This is a genomic window from Neorhizobium sp. CSC1952 (assembly GCF_030378245.1).
In the GTDB taxonomy this organism is placed as follows: Bacteria; Pseudomonadota; Alphaproteobacteria; order Rhizobiales; family Rhizobiaceae; genus Neorhizobium; species Neorhizobium oryzae_A.
On record NZ_CP128416.1, the window covers coordinates 2349033 to 2365167 of the forward strand.

Genomic DNA, 16135 nt, shown 5'->3' on the forward strand with positions numbered 1-16135 from the left:
CCGGATGAGGGGCGGTCCTCCGGATTGGAGAGGCTAACCTTTCCGGATCAGAAACCGGTGGCCCGCGTCGGTCTTTTCCGAGCGGACGAGCTCATGGCCTTCCTGGCTGCAGAAATGCGGGATGTCGATGCCGGCAAGCGGGTCGGTGGTTTCGATGAGGAGTTCGGCGCCGCTTTCCATGGATTTCAATCTGCGGCGCGTCTTCAGCACGGGCAGGGGGCATTTCAGGCCTCTCAAATCGTAGAGGCCGTCAATGGCCGACGTCATTCCGTGCTCCAGAACTTCCAGAACGGCTTTTTCTTGACTTCGGTGACCTGCGCCGGCGGCGCCGCATAGGCGAGCGGGTTCTGTTCCGGAACCGGAACCGTGGTCGTCCTGCCCTCAGCCGTGGTGACGGTGGCTGCCGGCGCCGGTGCCGAGGTGCTTGCCGTGGGCACGCGGTCCTGCGCCATGCGTTCTGCGGCGGAGGCGGCGCGCGGCGAAGGAGCGGCGGAAGCGAGCATGGTATTGGCCGGCTTGTTCTGGGCGGCCATGCGCTTTTCCATCATTTCCTTGAATTCGGCTTCGCTCATCAGCTTGCCGGCCTGAAGCGAAGTGCCTGTCGGCGCGTAGGCAAGATCGCGGCCCTTGCGCTTGTCGGCGACGACCGCCTTGCGTTCGGCCTCGCTCGGCTCGTACCAGACCTTGCCTTCGAACTTGTCGACGGCCTTCTGATAGGCGACGTCGTAGGTCTTCTCGTAGGAGGCGAGCGCGGCCATCAGGGCCGGCGGCGTCGACATGGGCGGGCAGGCGGAAGCCGCGTTGAAAGCGCCGTTGCCGGTGAGCTGCTGGTTGAAGACGTATTTCTTCTCGCAGACGTTGACTTCCGGCGGCCGCTTGGTGACTTCGAAATTGTCGTAGCCGACCTTCAGCATCTTCCAGAAATCGAAGTTCGGATTGTCGCGGTGGCGCACCATGTTCTCCGCGGTCATGCGGAAGGGGAAGGCCTGGAGCTGAATGGCGGTCTGGCCGCCCTTGAAGGCGTCGCGGGCAAAGGCGTAGATTTCCAGGACCTGTTCGTCGGTCATGGAATAGCAGCCGGACGACGAGCAGGCGCCATGGATCATCAGGTTGGAACCGGTGCGGCCGTTGGCCTGGTCGTAGCGGTTCGGGAAGCCGGTATTGATGGCGAGGTAATATTTCGAATAGGGATTCAGATGCGCCGGCGTCAGGCCGTAAAAGCCTTCGGGCGCCTGACGGTCGCCTTCCTTGACCTTCGGCCCTAGTTTTCCGGACCAGGCGCAGATGTCGTAGCTCTTGATGACTTCGAAGCGGCTGTCGGCCCTCGCCTTCCAGACTTCCAGCTTGCCCTCTTCCTTGAGGATGCGGATCATGATCGGCGAATTGCGCGGCATGTTCTTCTTCTGCATCTCCGCGATAATGCGGGAGGGCAGGGGCTGCTCGACCTTGTTCTTGACGGACTTCAGATCGACGCCGGCCGAATCCAGCGTATCATTGCAGCCCGTCAGGGCGGTCGCGACGAGAAGGGTAAGAGCGATGTGTTTCAGGCGCATCGAGACGGACCACATGGATTTCGATAAGCGACCGGGATACGGTACAGGCTTCGATCAATAAAGCGGTAAGCTTTACATCTTCTTAACCGCTTCTATCCACCTGTCCAGCAAAACCACCCCGGTTCCACTGTTCTCAGCAATGTGGCCAAATTTGGCTGTTTCGACGGCGAATGTCGAGAGGTCAGAGGTTGCGGCCGATATCGAGGAATTTCTGACGGCGTGCAGTTCTCAATTCCTCGCCCGAAAGCTTGCCGAGATCCGCGAGCGCCGAGGCGATCACCTTTCCGGTCGCGGCGATTACGGTATCGGGCTCGCGGTGCGCCCCGCCGAGCGGTTCCGGAATGATATCGTCGATGATGCCGAGCGCCTTCAGATCGTCCGCGGTGATCTTCATGTTCGTCGCCGCTTCGCGGGCCCGGGTCGAATCACGCCAGAGGATCGAGGCGGCGCCTTCCGGCGAAATCACCGAATAGATGGCATGTTCGAGCATATAGACCCGGTTGCCGGTGGCGATCGCGATCGCGCCGCCCGAACCGCCTTCGCCGATGACGACGGAAACCATCGGCACCTTGAGCGCCAGGCACATTTCCGTGGACCGGGCGATGGCTTCCGCCTGGCCGCGCTCCTCGGCGCCGACGCCCGGATAGGCGCCCGCCGTATCGATGAGCGAGATCACCGGCAGGCCGAAGCGGTTGGCCATTTCCATGATGCGGATCGCCTTGCGATAGCCTTCGGGGCGCGGGCTGCCGAAATTATGCTTGAGGCGCGTCTTGGTGTCGTGGCCCTTTTCCTGGCCGATGACGGCGACGGGTTGGCCATCGAAGCGGGCGAGGCCTGCCTGGATCGCGGCGTCCTCTCCGAAATTCCGGTCGCCCGCGAGCGGCGTGAAGTCGGTGAAGAGCTGTGCGGCGTAGTTGACGAAATGCGGCCGCTGCGGATGGCGCGCGACCTGCGTCTTCTCCCAGGCGCCGAGCTTGGCATAGATTTCCCGGGTCGCTTCCCTGACCCGGGTTTCGAGCCTGCCGATTTCCTCGGAAGTATCGATGCTCTCGTCTTCCGAGGCGAGCTTTTTCAGCTCATGGATCTTACCCTCGAGGTCCGAGATGGGCTTTTCGAAATCGAGATAGGTCTGCATGAGATCCGGTTTCCGGTTGTTTTATCTCAGGAACACGGAGTTCCCATTTTCAGTTTGGGGCCTCTAATCCCGGTTTTTGGCCTGTTTTGCAAGAGGGTGATGCGTTTCCACCAGTTCGCGCAGCCGTTCTTCCAGCACATGCGTATAGATTTGGGTGGTGGAAATGTCCGAATGGCCGAGCAGTTCCTGCACCACGCGAAGGTCCGCTCCGTTCTGCAGAAGATGGCTTGCGAAGGCATGGCGCATCACATGCGGGGAGATTGCGGCGGTTCTCAGTCCGGCACGGGCGGCAAGGCCTTTCAGGTCGCGGGCGAAGACCTGCCGGGGAAGATAGCCTTCCTTGCCGGCCGATGGAAAAAGCCACGGACTGTCGCCGGTGTCGTCTCCCTTTCCCGCGAGCGCCGCCTTGCGCGCCTCGCCATAGGATTTCATCGCGGCGATCGCCGAACGGGAAAGCGGCACCAGCCGCTCCTTGTTGCCCTTGCCGCGGATCATCAGGAACCGGCCTTCCTGATCGAGAACCTTGACCGGCAGCGAGACGAGCTCGCTGACGCGCATGCCGGTGGCATAAAGAAGCTCGAGCAGCGCCAGCATCCTGAGGCGCGAGAGCCGGTCCGGCCCGGGTTCTGCCGCTTCCCTTCCGGCAAGCTCCAGAAGCCGCGTCACCTCGTCCTCGCTCATGGTCTTCGGCAGCGCCCGGCCTTTTTTCGGCGCGTCGAGGACTGCCGTCGGGTCGTCGCCGCGCAGCCCTTCGGCGTAGAGGAACTTGTAGAACTGGCGCATGGCGGAAAGCCGGCGCGCCTGGGAGGAGGCGGCAAAGCCCTGCCTGCCCAGGTGGTGGAGATAGACGGAAAGATCGGCGCTTTCGGCGGAGAGCGGCGATTTTCCCTTCGGGGCGAGGAAGGCATGCAGGTCTTCGAGATCGCGTTCGTAGGATGCGAGCGTATTGCCGGCCGCGCCCCGCTCGGCGCTCATCATTTCGAGGAAAGCTTCGATATGGGCGCGGGAAAGGTCGGTCATCTCCACCTGAGGTTATCGCTGCGGGGCGGGATTCAGCCGCTCGGAGGGAATGCGCACCGTCACGTCGCGCTCGCGCGGCTCCACCAGCACGACCAGCGCCACCATGCTTCCATAGACGATGCCCGCGATCACCGCCAGCACGAAGAGGAAACGGAAAAGGGTGGGCATCGAGGCGACCTGAATCTCTGCGAAGTTGGGGCGCAATATATCGATAAAGGTTTATATAACGGCAAGAACAAACTCTTCTCGGCAGTCTTTAACCGTTGCGACGGCTTGACGCTGCCTGAGCATTTGTCGATACCGTTTTTCGAAACGGACTCGACGATGATAGAAGCCCCGATACTCAGCGAAAAGGCGCGCGCCGTGCTCGGCAGGCGCAATCTGGTCTTTGTCGGCCTGATGGGCGCCGGCAAGTCGGTGATCGGCCGCCTGGTGGCGCAGAGCCTTTCCATCCCGTTCATCGATACGGACGCGGAGATCGAGAAAGTTTCCCGCATGACCGTCAGCGAACTCTTCGCGGCCTATGGCGAAGCGGAGTTCCGTTCCCTCGAGACCCGTGTCATCGAGCGGCTCCTGAGGAGCGGCCCGCGTGTCGTCTCGACCGGCGGCGGTGCCTTCATCAACGAGAATACCCGCCAACAGATCAAGCGCGGCGGCGTCTCGGTCTGGCTGAAAGCGGATCTCGATGTTCTGTGGGAGCGCGTGAACAAACGCGACCACAGGCCGTTGCTCAAGACGGAGAACCCCAGGCAGACGCTCGAAAACCTGATGACCCAGCGCTATCCGATCTATGCGGAGGCCGATCTGACGGTGCAGTCGGAAAATGTCCGCAAGGACGTGATGGTCAACGAGGTCCTGGCGGCGCTTGTCGCCATGGGCGATCGTTCCAGCGAAGGTGAATTGCAATGAACGTGTCCTCCCGATCTCCCGAACGTCCCCTGGAGCGCGTCGTCCATGTGCCGCTCGGCGAGCGCGCCTACGACATCCTGATCGGTCCCGGCCTGATTACGCGCGCCGGCGGCGAGATCACCGCAAGGCTGAGGGGCCGCAAGGCCGCGATCGTCACCGACGAACATGTGGCCCCGCTCTATCTGGAAGCGCTGATGGACAGCCTGCAGACGGACGGCATCGAAGCCGTCTCGCTGACGCTGCCGGCGGGCGAGAAGACCAAGAGCCTGGAACACCTGGCGACCGTCACCGACATGGTGCTGTCGGCCCGGATCGAGCGCAACGATGCGGTCATCGCGCTCGGCGGCGGGGTGATCGGCGATCTGGCGGGCTTTGCGGCCGGCATCGTGCGCCGCGGCGTGCGCTTCGTGCAGATCCCGACCTCGCTTCTGGCGCAGGTCGATTCCTCCGTCGGCGGCAAGACGGGCATCAACACCCGCCACGGCAAGAACCTGCTCGGCGTCTTCCATCAGCCGGATCTCGTGCTTGCCGATTCGGCGGTGCTCGACACGCTCACCGAGCGGGAGTTCCGTGCCGGCTATGCGGAAGTCGCCAAGTACGGGCTCATCGACCAGCCGGATTTCTTCGCCTGGCTGGAGAAGAACTGGAGACAGGTCTTCGAAGGCGGGCCGGAGCGGATCGAGGCGATCGCGGTGAGCTGCCAGGCGAAGGCGGACGTCGTCGTCGAGGACGAGCGCGAGACGGGCCGCCGGGCGCTGCTCAATCTCGGCCATACGTTCGGCCACGCGCTGGAAGCCGCGACCGAATACGACAGCAGCCGCCTGGTGCATGGCGAAGGCGTGGCGATCGGCATGGTGTTGGCGCATCAGTTCTCCGCGCGCATGAATCTCGCGAGCCCCGACGATGCGCAGCGGGTCGCGGCCCATCTGAAGGCCGTCGGCCTGCCGACGTCGATGAGCGACATTCCGGGAAAACTGCCGTCCACCGAAAAGCTGCTCGATGCGATCGCGCAGGACAAGAAGGTCAAGGGCGGCAAGCTCACCTTCATCCTCACCCACGGCATCGGCCAGTCCTTCATCGCGAACGACGTGCCGTCGTCCGAAGTCCTGAGCTTCCTGGAGGAAAAACGGCCGAAATGACGTCGAACGGAGGCCTGCTGTCGCGCGCTGTCAACGCGGTGATCCGCGGCCTTCTGCGTTCGTCCGGCGTTTGCCTGTCGCAGGAGACGCTCGCCCTTTCCAGCCACGACGACCTGCATGCCGCGCTCGATGCCCTCCACCGCGAAGGCGATTTCGACCGGGAGGACCGCGACCGCCTGAGCGGCCTCTTCGAGCTGGAAGAGCTGGAGGTCTCCGACGTCATGAAGCACCGCACGGTGATGCGGGCGGTCAATGCCGACGACCCGCCGGACGTGGCGGTCCGCACCGTGCTCGAAAGCCCCTACACGCGCATGCCGGTGTGGCGGAATTCGACCGAGAACATCATCGGCGTGGTGCATGCCAAGGACCTGCTGCGCGCGCTTGCCGAGCCGAACGCGCAGCCGGAAAACATCGATATCGTCAAGATCGCCCAGAAGCCGTGGTTCGTGCCGGACAGCACGAGCCTCAAGGGCCAGCTCAACGCCTTCCTGCGGCGAAAAGTCCATTTCGCCGTCGTGGTCGACGAATATGGCGAGGTGCAGGGCATCGTGACGCTGGAGGACATTCTGGAAGAAATCGTCGGCGATATCGCCGACGAACACGATATCGAGATCCAGGGGGTGCGGCCCGAGGCGGACGGATCGATCGTCGTTGACGGTTCGGTGCCGATCCGCGACCTGAACCGCGCGCTCGACTGGAACCTGCCGGATACGGAGGCGACGACGATCGCCGGCCTCGTCATCCACGAATCGAAGCTCATCCCGGAGGAGCGGCAGGCTTTCACCTTTTACGGCAAGCGCTTCATCGTCATGAAGCGCGAGAAGAACCGGATCACGCGGTTGCGCATCCGCCCGGCGGAAGAAGAGACGCTGCCTGCAGAGTAGCCTTCCTCGCACCCGAGCCTTCAGGTTTAGCCCGGAAGGTTGCGGCTCGGTCTTAAGAGGCGCCGTGCCGCTTGGAGCCAAGCTTTTTAGGGCCTTCAGTGCGGGTCAAGAGAATTGAATCCCGCCAATTAGCTCGCCCCTTCCTGAATGGTGATCACCTTCACATCGAAGTTGTTGCAGGCATTGTCATGGCAGATGCCGTTGACCCACACCTGACCGTTTCCGAACATGATGCCCTGGTAATTGACGGTGAGGTCTTCGTATTTCTGATCGACGACGGCCTTGGTGATTCTCGGCGTCATGATCCCGTCGTAGTGGTCGACGAAAGCCTTCGCCGATTTGATATTCGTCTCCTTCCCGTGAACCTTTACTCCGATCGGATAGCTCACAAGAGCTGCGACGCCTGCGGCATCATGAGCCGCTACCGCCTTCTGAAGCGCCTTGATGACCGTCTCGTATTTGGTGTGGTCCCCAAGGCTCTGGTCGATCGCCTGATTGACCGTCTTTTCCTGGGCCGTTGCCGCGCCGCCGGGAATGACGAGAGCCGACATCAAACAAACAATGCGAAGATTTTTGCAGTCCATTACCATTCCCTCACTTTGCCATGACGAAACGTTCCGAGTTCCGTGTTTGGAGATACGCTCTACAAACTTCATGCATAAGCATATTTCCCGGTTCCGCGAAAAGGGAAGGCTAAGCGCCGCCGGCTAAAGCGGCATCTCATGATGGTGAGGCCTTGGCCTGTCGCCCTGTCATCCCTATCTAAACCCTGCTACCAGCGTGTCGGTTCGCCGGGTGCCGCAGCCTCCACCGCGAGAGCGTGCAGGCCCGCGTCGAGCTCCGGCTTCAGCAAGGCATTCACCGTCCGATGCCGGTCGATCCGGCTCATTCCGGCAAATTTTGCAGAGACGATGCGAACCCGCATATGGGTCTCGCCCGCTCCGGTGAATTGCGGCTGATGGCCGGCATGCTGATGGCTTTCGTCGATGACGATCAGCCGTTCGGGCAGGAGATTTTCGGTGAGCGTGGCTTCGATCCGGGCTTTGAGGGACATTTTTCGGCTCCGTTGCGATGTTCGGATCGCGGTGACGCGACGCAAAAAGGGGCATCCCAGAAACCAGTAACAAACCGCTTTGTCAATTCTTGTCGTGCCCTGCCGGCCATCCCATAATGAGGGCCTTATGAAGCTAGATTCCAAATATTTCGATCGTATCCGGACGCGCCGGAAACGGGAGCAGGAAACGGTCGCCCAGGCGCCGACCTGCCAGTGGGACGGGTGCGACAAGCCCGGCGCCCACCGCGCGCCCGTGGGCCGCAACGCGGAAGGCCAGTTCTTTCTTTTCTGTTTCGAGCACGTGAAGGAATACAACAAGGGTTACAACTACTTTTCCGGCCTCTCGGACGGAGAGATCGCCCGCTACCAGAAGGAAGCGGTCACCGGCCATCGTCCGACCTGGACGCTCGGCGTCAACAAGGCTGCGAAGCACGCGCCGCTTCATTCGACCGTCCGGTCGGGCGGCGCCACCGCACAGCGCTTCAAGGACCCGTTCGGCTTCGTTTCACAGGGACGGCCGGGCGGCGGGCGCTTCCAGACCCAGGAACGCAAGCTGAAGACGCTGGAAGCCAAGGCTTTCGATACGATGGGGTTGACTGCCAGTGCCACGTCGACCGAAATCAAGAGCCGCTACAAGGAACTGGTCAAGAAGCACCACCCGGATGCCAATGGCGGCGACCGCGGTTCGGAAGAACGTTTTCGCGCCGTGATTCAAGCATATCAGTTGTTGAAGCAGGCGGGTTTCTGCTAAGCCGTAAAAATTATGGCAGTGAGGACGACGGCCGGGCGGCGGCCCGCGCCCTGGAGAGATGATGAGTAAGATTGATTTGGATATTTCCAACCTTCCCGACACGACCGTTTCGGTCCGGGAAGTTTTCGGCATCGATACCGATATCAAGGTTCCGGCCTACAGCAACGGCGACCCCTATGTTCCGGATCTCGATCCGGACTACCTGTTCGATCGTGATACGACGCTCGCCATCCTCGCCGGCTTTGCGCATAACCGGCGCGTGATGGTGTCCGGCTTCCACGGCACCGGCAAGTCCACCCATATCGAGCAGGTCGCCGCGCGCCTCAACTGGCCGTGCGTGCGCGTCAACCTCGACAGCCATGTCAGCCGTATCGACCTCGTCGGCAAGGACGCGATCGTGCTCAAGGACGGCAAGCAGGTCACCGAATTCAAGGACGGCATCCTGCCCTGGGCCTATCAGCACAATGTCGCGCTCGTCTTCGACGAATACGATGCCGGCCGCCCGGACGTCATGTTCGTCATCCAGCGCGTCCTGGAATCCTCCGGCCGCCTGACGCTGCTCGACCAGAGCCGTGTCATCCGTCCTCACCCCGCCTTCCGCCTGTTCGCGACCGCCAACACGGTGGGCCTCGGCGACACGACCGGGCTCTATCACGGCACGCAGCAGATCAACCAGGCGCAGATGGACCGCTGGTCGATCGTCACGACGCTGAACTACCTGCCGCATGAGAAGGAAGTCGATATCGTCGCCGCCAAGGTGAAGTCGTTCGGTGCGACCGCCGAAGGCCGCGAGACGGTTTCGAAGATGGTGCGCGTCGCCGACCTCACCCGTTCGGCCTTCATCAACGGCGATCTTTCGACCGTCATGAGCCCGCGCACAGTGATCACCTGGGCGGAAAACGCCGAGATCTTCGGCGACATCGCCTTCGCCTTCCGCATCACCTTCCTCAACAAGTGCGACGAGCTGGAACGCACGCTGGTTGCCGAACAGTACCAGCGCGCCTTCGGCGTCGAGCTGAAGGAGAGCGCCGCCAACATCGTTCTCGGAGCATAATCGAAGGACGAGGTCATGGCAGGTCGCGGAGACAATTCGAAAGCCAAACCCGGCGGACCGGTCGATACCGAGCCGCTGCGCCGGGCGATCACCGGCTGTGTGCGCTCGATCGCCGGCGACGCGGAAGTCGAGGTGACGTTCGCGAACGAGCGTCCGGGCCTTGCCGGCGAGCGCATCCGCCTGCCGGAAATCTCCAAGCGGCCGACGGCGCACGAGCTCGCGGTGACCCGCGGTCTCGGCGATTCCATGGCGCTTCGGCTCGCCTGCCACGATACGAACGTCCATGCCGCCATGTCGCCGCAGGGCGCCGATGCGCGCGTCGTTTTCGATGCGGTCGAGCAGGCACGCGTCGAATCGATCGGCGCGCTGCGCATGGCCGGCATGGCCGCCAACCTCAATTCGATGCACGAGGAGAAATACTCCAAGGCGAATTTTTCCGGTATCGAACGGCAGGAAGACGCGCCGGTCGGCGAAGCCGTCGCCATGCTGGTGCGCGAGAAGCTGACGGGCCAGAAGCCGCCGGAAAGCGCCGGCAAGGTGCTCGATCTCTGGCGGCCCTTCATCGAGGAGAAGGCGGCCGGCGATCTCGACAATCTCCGCGGCGTGATCGAGGACCAGCAGGCCTTCGCCAAGCTCGTGCGTCACATGCTGACCTCCATGCAGATGGCGGAGGAATTCGCCGACGAGGACACCGAGCCGGAGGAGATGGACAACCCCAGCGAGGAAGAGCAGCCGCGCAGCGGAGAGACCGAGAACGAGGAGGTCGAGGAGGAAGCGGGTTCCGACGCCGCCCCCGCCGAGCAGAGCGAAGCCTCCGACGAAGAACTCGACGAAGGAGAGATGGACGGCGCCGAAATGTCCGACGACGACATGTCGGACGACAGCGACGAGCATTCCGAGACGCCGGGTGAAACCCGCCGGCCCCAAAGCCCCTTCGACGATTTCAACGAGAAGGTCGATTACAAGATCTTCACGCAGGAATTCGATGAAGAGGTCATGGCCGAGGAGCTCTGTGACGAGGCCGAGCTCGACCGGCTGCGCGCCTTCCTCGACAAGCAGCTCGCCCATCTCCAGGGCGCGGTCGGCCGGCTCGCCAATCGCCTGCAGCGCCGCCTCATGGCGCAGCAGAACCGCTCCTGGGATTTCGACCTGGAAGAGGGCTATCTCGACCCGGCGCGCCTCGTACGCCTCATCATCGACCCGATGCAGCCGCTCTCCTTCAAGAAGGAGCGCGACACGCAGTTCCGCGATACGGTCGTATCTCTCGTCATCGACAATTCCGGTTCGATGCGCGGCCGACCGATCACGGTCGCCGCCACCTGCGCCGATATCCTCGCCCGCACGCTGGAGCGCTGCGGCGTCAAGGTCGAAATCCTGGGCTTCACCACCAAGGCCTGGAAGGGCGGTCAGGCGCGCGAGAAATGGCTGGCGAGCGGCAAGCCCGCGACGCCCGGACGCCTCAACGATCTGCGCCACATCGTCTACAAGTCGGCCGATGCGCCCTGGCGCCGGTCGCGCCGCAATCTCGGCCTGATGATGCGCGAGGGCCTGCTCAAGGAAAACATCGACGGCGAGGCGCTGATGTGGGCGCACCAGCGCCTCATCCATCGGCCGGAGCAGCGCAAGATCCTGATGATGATCTCGGACGGCGCGCCGGTCGACGACTCGACGCTGTCGGTCAATCCGGGCAATTATCTCGAACGGCACCTGCGCGCGGTGATCGAGCAGATCGAGACGCGATCGCCGGTCGAGCTTCTGGCGATCGGCATCGGCCACGACGTGACGCGCTACTACCGCAAGGCCGTGACGATCGTCGACGCGGACGAACTTGCCGGCGCCATGACCGAACAGCTTGCCGCTCTCTTCGAGGAAAATGCCGGCGCGCCGGCGGGCCGCCTGCGGCGGGCCGGTTGAAACCCGCGTCCTTGAAGCTTTTCCGCTTCGCGCTGTGCGCCGTTCTCTTCGGTGCGGGCGCCTTTCCCGTGGCGCCCGCCATGGAGACCATACCGGTCAAGGCGCGAACCATCACGGAGTTCAAGCGGGGATCGGTGGAGACGCGGTTCGGTTCCCTCGAGTTCCTCGGCGGTATCGAGTTCTCCTCATCCGACAGCCGGCTGCAATCGCTCTCGGCCATACGCTTCCGCGCCGACGGGCGGAATTTCGTTTCCGTACTCGATACCGGCAACTGGCTGACCGGCCGGATCGAGCGGGATGCGGACGGGCGCCTTTCGGGTCTTGCCGATATCTCGATCAACCCGATCCTGTTCCGGGGCGGGCGCCCCGGTTCGAAATACAATACGGATGCGGAAGGACTGGCGCTGCGCGACGGCCAGGCGATCGTCAGCTTCGAACAGCTGCACCGCGTCGATGTCTATGCCGATCCGGGCTTCGAGACGTCCGCGCCGTTGAAGACCATCGATCTGCTCATCCCGCGCCACGAATTCCGCAGGAATGCAGGTATGGAGACGGTGGCTGCCGCGCCGAAATCCGGCCCGCTCAAGGGATCGCTGGTGGTCGTGACGGAACACAGCCTGGACGATGACGGAAATCTGCTGGCGGCAATCCTGGAAGGGCCGCTCCGGGGACAGTTTTCCGTCGTACGCCATGATCCCTACGATGCGACGGACGGCGCTTTCCTGCCCGATGGCGATCTCCTGCTGCTGGAACGCCGCTTCAGCTTCATGGGCGGGCTCGGCATGCGCATCCGCCGGATCAAGGGCGAAAGCATCCGCCCCGGCGCCACAGTGGACGGAGAAGTCCTTCTCGACGCCGACATGGGTTACGCGATCGACAATATGGAAGGGCTCGACGTCGTCGTCGGGCCTGACGGCAGGCCGCATCTGATCGTGGTGTCGGACGACAACGGCAATATCCTGCAGCGCAACGTCATGCTGGAATTCCGGCTGAACCGATAGTTCGGCCGGAGTGCGTGATGCTCAGCGAGCCGGCGCCACCTGCGGCATCGGTTTCAGCACGTTCATCAGCGCGCCATAGGGCAGCAGCAGGACCACGCCCACCAGGATCTTGACGACGAGATCGCCGAGAGCCCACGAAATCCAGCGCGGGGCTTCCGCCGCAAAGACGCCGAGGATCGGAGCCGATGCGATCGCGAAATCCTCGTTCGGGCCGATGAAGGCGAAGACGGGGGCGAAGGCGAGCGAGAAGAACAGCAGCGTGTCGAGCGCCGAACCGAGCAGGGAGCCGGCGAGCGGCGCGCGCCACCAGGTCTGGCGGCGGAGCCGGTTGAAGACGGAAATGTCGAGAAGCTGGCCGATCAGGTAGGCCGTACCGGAGGCAATGGCGATGCGCGGCGCCGAAGCCAGGGAGGACAGCGTCACGCCGACGACGAAGCCTGCGAGAACGACGCGGCGGGCGACCGAAGGTCCGAACTGCCGGTTGGCAAGGTCGGTCACCAGGAAGGCAACGGGATAGATGAAGGCGCCCCAGGTCAGAAGATCGCCGAGGGCAATGCCCCAGAACGTGCCGACGACCGGGAACTGGACCAGGAAGTTCGAGGCGACGACGACGGCCGCCATGAGCAGGGCATAAATGAGGGTAAAGCGGGTCATCTGCATTTTTTTATCCTGGGTGATGCCACCAGTTGGAGTGCTGTGAATATAAGGGCAAGAGAAAAGGCTTGTCCGGTTTTATCCGTTCAAGCCTCCTCAAAGCCGGATGATGTGGCGCGAAGCGGATTAGGCGGCTTCGGCGGTCTTCTTGACGATCTGGCGGCGCAGCAGGCGGGCGCGCATCGACAGTTCGTTCTCGTCGGACTTCAGCAGGAAGGCATCAAGGCCGCCGCGATGCTCGACGGAACGCAGGGCATGCGCGGAAACGCGCAGACGGAAGCGCTGGCCGAGAGCGTCGGAGATCAACGTGACCTGGCAGAGGTTCGGCAGGAACCGACGGCGGGTCTTGTTGTTGGCGTGGCTTACATTGTTGCCGGTCTGAACGCCCTTGCCGGTCAGTTCGCACACACGGGACATGGATACACCTTTGTTCTTCTGCAATCGGATGGGACTTCCGGACAATGCCCAGCGCGCCGATCCAACTGGTCCTGATTGGAAAGTTGCGGTTCTATAGTCAGTGAGACCCGCCGCGTCAAGCCAAAACCTCGGCCGGAGCCGGAGAGATTCCGCCTGTGCCGGGATTGTACCGCTATTTTCTTGCCATTATGCCCGGTCTATATGTCGGCAGGAAGACGCTTGAACAGGAAGAATCCGGCGTCGTCATCGTTCAGGGCGGACACATGATCCTTCGCGGCCGTTTCGTCAGTGCCTTCATGCTTATCTTCGGGCTCACGGCGGTGCCGCTCGGCTCGGCGGAAATCCGGCATGTCAGCGAATACGACATCTCGCTCGGCATCCTGCCGATCGCCACGGCCTCTTTTGCCAGCGAATTCAACAGCAGGGACTACAAGATCACCGGCAAGTTCAGGTCCTCGGGGATCGTGAACATCATCAGCCGGATATCCGCGGAAACGAACGTGATCGGGCGCATGCAGGCCGACAAGCTGCAGGCCGATCGCTACAACCTCGTCTACAGCAACGGCCGGCGCACCCGGGTCTACGATGTCGAATACCGCAACGGCGACGTCACCGAAACGACGATCAAGCCCGCGCCGAGGCGCAATCCGGAGACGTGGATTCCGGTGACGGAGAAGGATCTGCATGCCGTCCTCGATCCCCTGAGCGGCCTCATCTTTCCCGCCGACGCTAAGGTCTGCCCCAGCCGCCTGCCGATCTACGACGGCGAATCGCGCATGGACCTCGTGCTGACGCCCAAGGGCACCCGGCCGTTTTCGACGGACGGCTTCAAGGGAGAGGCGATCGTCTGCTCGATCCTCTACGTGCCGAAATCCGGTTTCAGGCGCGGCCGCAGCGATATCGAGTATCTCAAGAAGACGCCGATGGAAATCTGGTTTGCCAAGGCGCAATCGGTGAATGTATATGCTCCCGTCTACGCCCGCATCCCGACGCGGATGGGCGAGGTTTATGTGAAGGCCGTCAAATATGGCGGCTGACGCCGGTTCGTCGGCGTCAAGGGGGCACGAGTGAAAGTCCGGGGAACGTTGATCGGCTTTACGGCGATCCTGATGTGGTCGCTGCTTGCCCTGATGACTGCCGCCTCCGGCAAGATGCCGCCCTTCCAGCTCTCCGCCGTGACCTTCGCGATCGGCAGCCTGCCGGGGCTTCTCCTCTTCGCCGCAAGGCCGCAGCGCATCGCATTCCTGAAGCAGCCGGCAAAAGTCTGGATCACCGGCATCGGCGGGCTGTTCGGCTATCATTTCCTCTATTTCACGGCACTCCGGAACGCGCCGGCGGTGGAGGCGGGCCTGATCGCCTATCTCTGGCCGCTCCTGATCGTCGTCGGCTCCGCGCTGCTGCCGGGCGAGAGGTTGCGCTGGTATCACGTGGTCGGCGCGATCGCCGGCCTTTGCGGCACGATCGCCATCGTCTCGCGCAACGGCCTCTCCTTCGACGGCGCCTATACGCTCGGTTACGGCGCGGCCTTTCTCTGCGCCTTCACCTGGTCGGGCTATTCGCTGCTGACGCGGCGTTTCGACCGGGTTTCGACCGACGTGGTGACCGGCTTCTGCCTTGCGACCTCGGCTTTGTCGCTGGTCTGCCATCTGGCGCTGGAAACCACCGTCTGGCCGGCCGGTGCGGGGGAGTGGGCGGCGGTCGCCGGTCTTGGCCTTCTGCCGGTCGGGGCCGCATTCTATGCCTGGGACTATGGCGTCAAGAACGGCGATATCCAGATCATCGGGGCGGCAAGCTATGCCGCGCCGCTTCTGTCGACGCTGATCCTGGTCGTCACCGGCTTTGCCGAGCCTGACTGGCGCATCCTGCTTGCCTGCCTGCTGATCACGGGCGGCGCGGTGCTTGCGGCGCGCGACATGTTCCGGCCGAAGCCGATCGCCGAGGCTGTTGCTGAATAGGCGTCTCCGAGGAACCGGAGGCGTTGGGGGGATAAATGTCCGTCTTTTCGTCCGTCGTGCTGGCCGCGTCGCTTGCGCTCGCGCTCTTCCATTTCCGCTGGCTGGAGAGGCCGGCGAGCCATCCGCGCGCGGTGCTGAAAACCGTGCCGGTGCTGCTGCTGGCCGTTTACGCCTTCCTCGCCGGTGCACCCTTGTTGCTGGTCGTGGCGCTGGCATTGGGAGCGCTTGGCGACGCCTGCCTTGCTTACGAGGGCGAGACGGCTTTCATCGCGGGCCTTGCGGCATTCCTTTTCTCGCATCTTGCATATGTGGGGCTGTTCTGGCCGGCGATCGAGCCGGGACTGGTCGTCGGCAGCCCCTGGCGTTACGCCTTGGCCTGGACCCTCGTCGTCCTGCTGGGGATGATGCTTCTGGTGCTCTGGCGGCCCGCCGGCAAGCTCGTCCTCCCCATCGCGGTCTATGCGATCGCGATCATCGCCATGGCGCTTTCGGCGCTGATGCTCAGGCCCGTCCCGCCATCGGCGGGCGCAGCGCTGTTCGTGATGTCGGATGCGGCGCTTGCCGTTCAGAAATTTCTCGTGAAACCCGGCTCTCCGGTGACGAAGCGGCTGAAATTCTTCGTCTGGGGCACCTATTACGCCGCCCAGCTCATCTTCACGCTGGCGTTCGCCGGGTTGCCGCGCTTCTAGGAAACG

Annotated in this window: 18 protein-coding genes and 1 pseudogene; 10 read left to right on the forward strand and 9 right to left on the reverse strand. The window is 63.0% G+C overall.

Going from position 1 to position 16135, the window contains the following annotated elements:
* Window positions 1-33: 33 nt before the first annotated feature.
* The 5 genes from QTA58_RS11500 to QTA58_RS11520 form a co-directional block, all read right to left on the reverse strand.
* Window positions 34-267 (reverse strand): sulfurtransferase TusA family protein, encoded by a 234-nt coding sequence (locus QTA58_RS11500; protein ID WP_289672896.1) that lies wholly within the window; start codon window positions 265-267, stop codon window positions 34-36.
* Complete coding sequence (locus QTA58_RS11505; RefSeq protein ID WP_289672898.1) at window positions 264-1553, reverse strand: murein L,D-transpeptidase family protein; 1290 nt, start codon at window positions 1551-1553, stop codon at window positions 264-266. Before QTA58_RS11505 ends, QTA58_RS11500 begins: the two co-directional genes overlap by 4 nt.
* A 181-nt stretch (window positions 1554-1734) precedes the next feature.
* Complete coding sequence (locus QTA58_RS11510; protein ID WP_289672900.1) at window positions 1735-2688, reverse strand: acetyl-CoA carboxylase carboxyltransferase subunit alpha; 954 nt, start codon at window positions 2686-2688, stop codon at window positions 1735-1737.
* A gap of 63 nt (window positions 2689-2751) precedes the next feature.
* The gene (xerD, locus tag QTA58_RS11515) at window positions 2752-3708 is read right to left on the reverse strand and encodes a site-specific tyrosine recombinase XerD (protein WP_289672902.1); all 957 of its coding nucleotides are present in this window, start codon (window positions 3706-3708) and stop codon (window positions 2752-2754) included.
* Between the two features lie 12 nt (window positions 3709-3720).
* On the reverse strand, window positions 3721-3876 hold the full coding sequence (locus QTA58_RS11520) for a hypothetical protein (RefSeq protein WP_143531447.1): 156 nt from the start codon (window positions 3874-3876) through the stop codon (window positions 3721-3723).
* Window positions 3877-4032: 156 nt separating this feature from the next.
* Between QTA58_RS11520 and QTA58_RS11525 the strand changes: the two genes are divergently transcribed.
* The 3 genes and pseudogenes from QTA58_RS11525 to QTA58_RS11535 form a co-directional block, all read left to right on the forward strand.
* The gene (locus tag QTA58_RS11525) at window positions 4033-4617 is read left to right on the forward strand and encodes a shikimate kinase (protein WP_289672905.1); all 585 of its coding nucleotides are present in this window, start codon (window positions 4033-4035) and stop codon (window positions 4615-4617) included.
* Window positions 4614-5756 carry a 3-dehydroquinate synthase gene (aroB, locus tag QTA58_RS11530; RefSeq protein ID WP_289672907.1) on the forward strand — a complete coding sequence of 381 codons (1143 nt, stop codon included), beginning with the start codon at window positions 4614-4616 and terminating at the stop codon, window positions 5754-5756. Before QTA58_RS11525 ends, aroB begins: the two co-directional genes overlap by 4 nt.
* An 11-nt stretch (window positions 5757-5767) precedes the next feature.
* Window positions 5768-6640 (forward strand): annotated as a pseudogene (locus QTA58_RS11535) (transporter associated domain-containing protein); the annotation flags it as partial.
* A gap of 128 nt (window positions 6641-6768) precedes the next feature.
* Here QTA58_RS11535 and QTA58_RS11540 read toward each other — a convergent pair.
* Together QTA58_RS11540 and QTA58_RS11545 are read right to left on the reverse strand one after the other, a co-directional pair.
* Window positions 6769-7191 (reverse strand): hypothetical protein, encoded by a 423-nt coding sequence (locus tag QTA58_RS11540; protein ID WP_289672908.1) that lies wholly within the window; start codon window positions 7189-7191, stop codon window positions 6769-6771.
* 221 nt (window positions 7192-7412) lie between these two features.
* Window positions 7413-7694: a BolA family protein gene (locus QTA58_RS11545; protein WP_289672909.1), complete on the reverse strand. Its 282-nt coding sequence runs from the start codon at window positions 7692-7694 to the stop codon at window positions 7413-7415.
* 127 nt (window positions 7695-7821) lie between these two features.
* Here QTA58_RS11545 and QTA58_RS11550 point away from each other — a divergent pair, with 127 nt between their 5' ends.
* The 4 genes from QTA58_RS11550 to QTA58_RS11565 all read left to right on the forward strand — a co-directional run bounded on the left by QTA58_RS11550 (window position 7822) and on the right by QTA58_RS11565 (window position 12414).
* Window positions 7822-8445: a J domain-containing protein gene (locus tag QTA58_RS11550; RefSeq protein WP_143531446.1), complete on the forward strand. Its 624-nt coding sequence runs from the start codon at window positions 7822-7824 to the stop codon at window positions 8443-8445.
* A 61-nt stretch (window positions 8446-8506) separates the two neighbouring features.
* Window positions 8507-9499, forward strand: a complete 993-nt coding sequence (gene cobS / locus QTA58_RS11555) for a cobaltochelatase subunit CobS (RefSeq protein WP_085419611.1) — start codon at window positions 8507-8509, stop codon at window positions 9497-9499.
* Window positions 9500-9514: 15 nt separating this feature from the next.
* Window positions 9515-11413: a cobaltochelatase subunit CobT gene (gene cobT / locus QTA58_RS11560; RefSeq protein WP_085419610.1), complete on the forward strand. Its 1899-nt coding sequence runs from the start codon at window positions 9515-9517 to the stop codon at window positions 11411-11413.
* An 80-nt stretch (window positions 11414-11493) separates the two neighbouring features.
* Window positions 11494-12414, forward strand: a complete 921-nt coding sequence (locus QTA58_RS11565; protein ID WP_289673136.1) for an esterase-like activity of phytase family protein — start codon at window positions 11494-11496, stop codon at window positions 12412-12414.
* A gap of 21 nt (window positions 12415-12435) precedes the next feature.
* On the opposite strand, the gene QTA58_RS11570 is transcribed toward QTA58_RS11565, so the two are convergent.
* Both QTA58_RS11570 and rpmB read right to left on the reverse strand, forming a co-directional pair.
* A complete protein-coding gene (locus QTA58_RS11570) occupies window positions 12436-13074 on the reverse strand; it encodes a queuosine precursor transporter (RefSeq protein ID WP_289672911.1) in 639 nt (212 codons plus the stop codon).
* A 120-nt stretch (window positions 13075-13194) separates the two neighbouring features.
* Window positions 13195-13485 (reverse strand): 50S ribosomal protein L28, encoded by a 291-nt coding sequence (gene rpmB, locus QTA58_RS11575; RefSeq protein WP_037157063.1) that lies wholly within the window; start codon window positions 13483-13485, stop codon window positions 13195-13197.
* Window positions 13486-13748: 263 nt separating this feature from the next.
* Between rpmB and QTA58_RS11580 the strand changes: the two genes are divergently transcribed.
* The 3 genes from QTA58_RS11580 to QTA58_RS11590 are packed head-to-tail and all read left to right on the forward strand — an operon-like array spanning window position 13749 to window position 16129.
* Window positions 13749-14522, forward strand: a complete 774-nt coding sequence (locus QTA58_RS11580) for a DUF3108 domain-containing protein (RefSeq protein WP_289672914.1) — start codon at window positions 13749-13751, stop codon at window positions 14520-14522.
* 30 nt (window positions 14523-14552) lie between these two features.
* A complete protein-coding gene (locus QTA58_RS11585; protein ID WP_289672916.1) occupies window positions 14553-15440 on the forward strand; it encodes an EamA family transporter in 888 nt (295 codons plus the stop codon).
* A gap of 35 nt (window positions 15441-15475) precedes the next feature.
* On the forward strand, window positions 15476-16129 hold the full coding sequence (locus tag QTA58_RS11590) for a lysoplasmalogenase family protein (protein WP_289672918.1): 654 nt from the start codon (window positions 15476-15478) through the stop codon (window positions 16127-16129).
* Window positions 16130-16135 lie beyond the last annotated feature (6 nt).

Coding starts and splice junctions, on each gene's coding strand:
- QTA58_RS11510 (WP_289672900.1), bottom strand. CDS start 2,688: ATGCAGACCTATCTCGATTTCGAAAAGCCCATCTCGGACCTCGAGGGT.
- QTA58_RS11505 (WP_289672898.1), bottom strand. CDS start 1,553: ATGCGCCTGAAACACATCGCTCTTACCCTTCTCGTCGCGACCGCCCTG.
- cobT (WP_085419610.1), top strand. CDS start 9,515: ATGGCAGGTCGCGGAGACAATTCGAAAGCCAAACCCGGCGGACCGGTC.
- rpmB (WP_037157063.1), bottom strand. CDS start 13,485: ATGTCCCGTGTGTGCGAACTGACCGGCAAGGGCGTTCAGACCGGCAAC.
- cobS (WP_085419611.1), top strand. CDS start 8,507: ATGAGTAAGATTGATTTGGATATTTCCAACCTTCCCGACACGACCGTT.
- QTA58_RS11590 (WP_289672918.1), top strand. CDS start 15,476: ATGTCCGTCTTTTCGTCCGTCGTGCTGGCCGCGTCGCTTGCGCTCGCG.
- xerD (WP_289672902.1), bottom strand. CDS start 3,708: ATGACCGACCTTTCCCGCGCCCATATCGAAGCTTTCCTCGAAATGATG.
- QTA58_RS11545 (WP_289672909.1), bottom strand. CDS start 7,694: ATGTCCCTCAAAGCCCGGATCGAAGCCACGCTCACCGAAAATCTCCTG.
- QTA58_RS11520 (WP_143531447.1), bottom strand. CDS start 3,876: ATGCCCACCCTTTTCCGTTTCCTCTTCGTGCTGGCGGTGATCGCGGGC.
- QTA58_RS11525 (WP_289672905.1), top strand. CDS start 4,033: ATGATAGAAGCCCCGATACTCAGCGAAAAGGCGCGCGCCGTGCTCGGC.
- QTA58_RS11580 (WP_289672914.1), top strand. CDS start 13,749: ATGATCCTTCGCGGCCGTTTCGTCAGTGCCTTCATGCTTATCTTCGGG.
- QTA58_RS11570 (WP_289672911.1), bottom strand. CDS start 13,074: ATGCAGATGACCCGCTTTACCCTCATTTATGCCCTGCTCATGGCGGCC.
- QTA58_RS11565 (WP_289673136.1), top strand. CDS start 11,494: ATGGAGACCATACCGGTCAAGGCGCGAACCATCACGGAGTTCAAGCGG.
- QTA58_RS11540 (WP_289672908.1), bottom strand. CDS start 7,191: ATGTCGGCTCTCGTCATTCCCGGCGGCGCGGCAACGGCCCAGGAAAAG.
- QTA58_RS11550 (WP_143531446.1), top strand. CDS start 7,822: ATGAAGCTAGATTCCAAATATTTCGATCGTATCCGGACGCGCCGGAAA.
- QTA58_RS11500 (WP_289672896.1), bottom strand. CDS start 267: ATGACGTCGGCCATTGACGGCCTCTACGATTTGAGAGGCCTGAAATGC.
- aroB (WP_289672907.1), top strand. CDS start 4,614: ATGAACGTGTCCTCCCGATCTCCCGAACGTCCCCTGGAGCGCGTCGTC.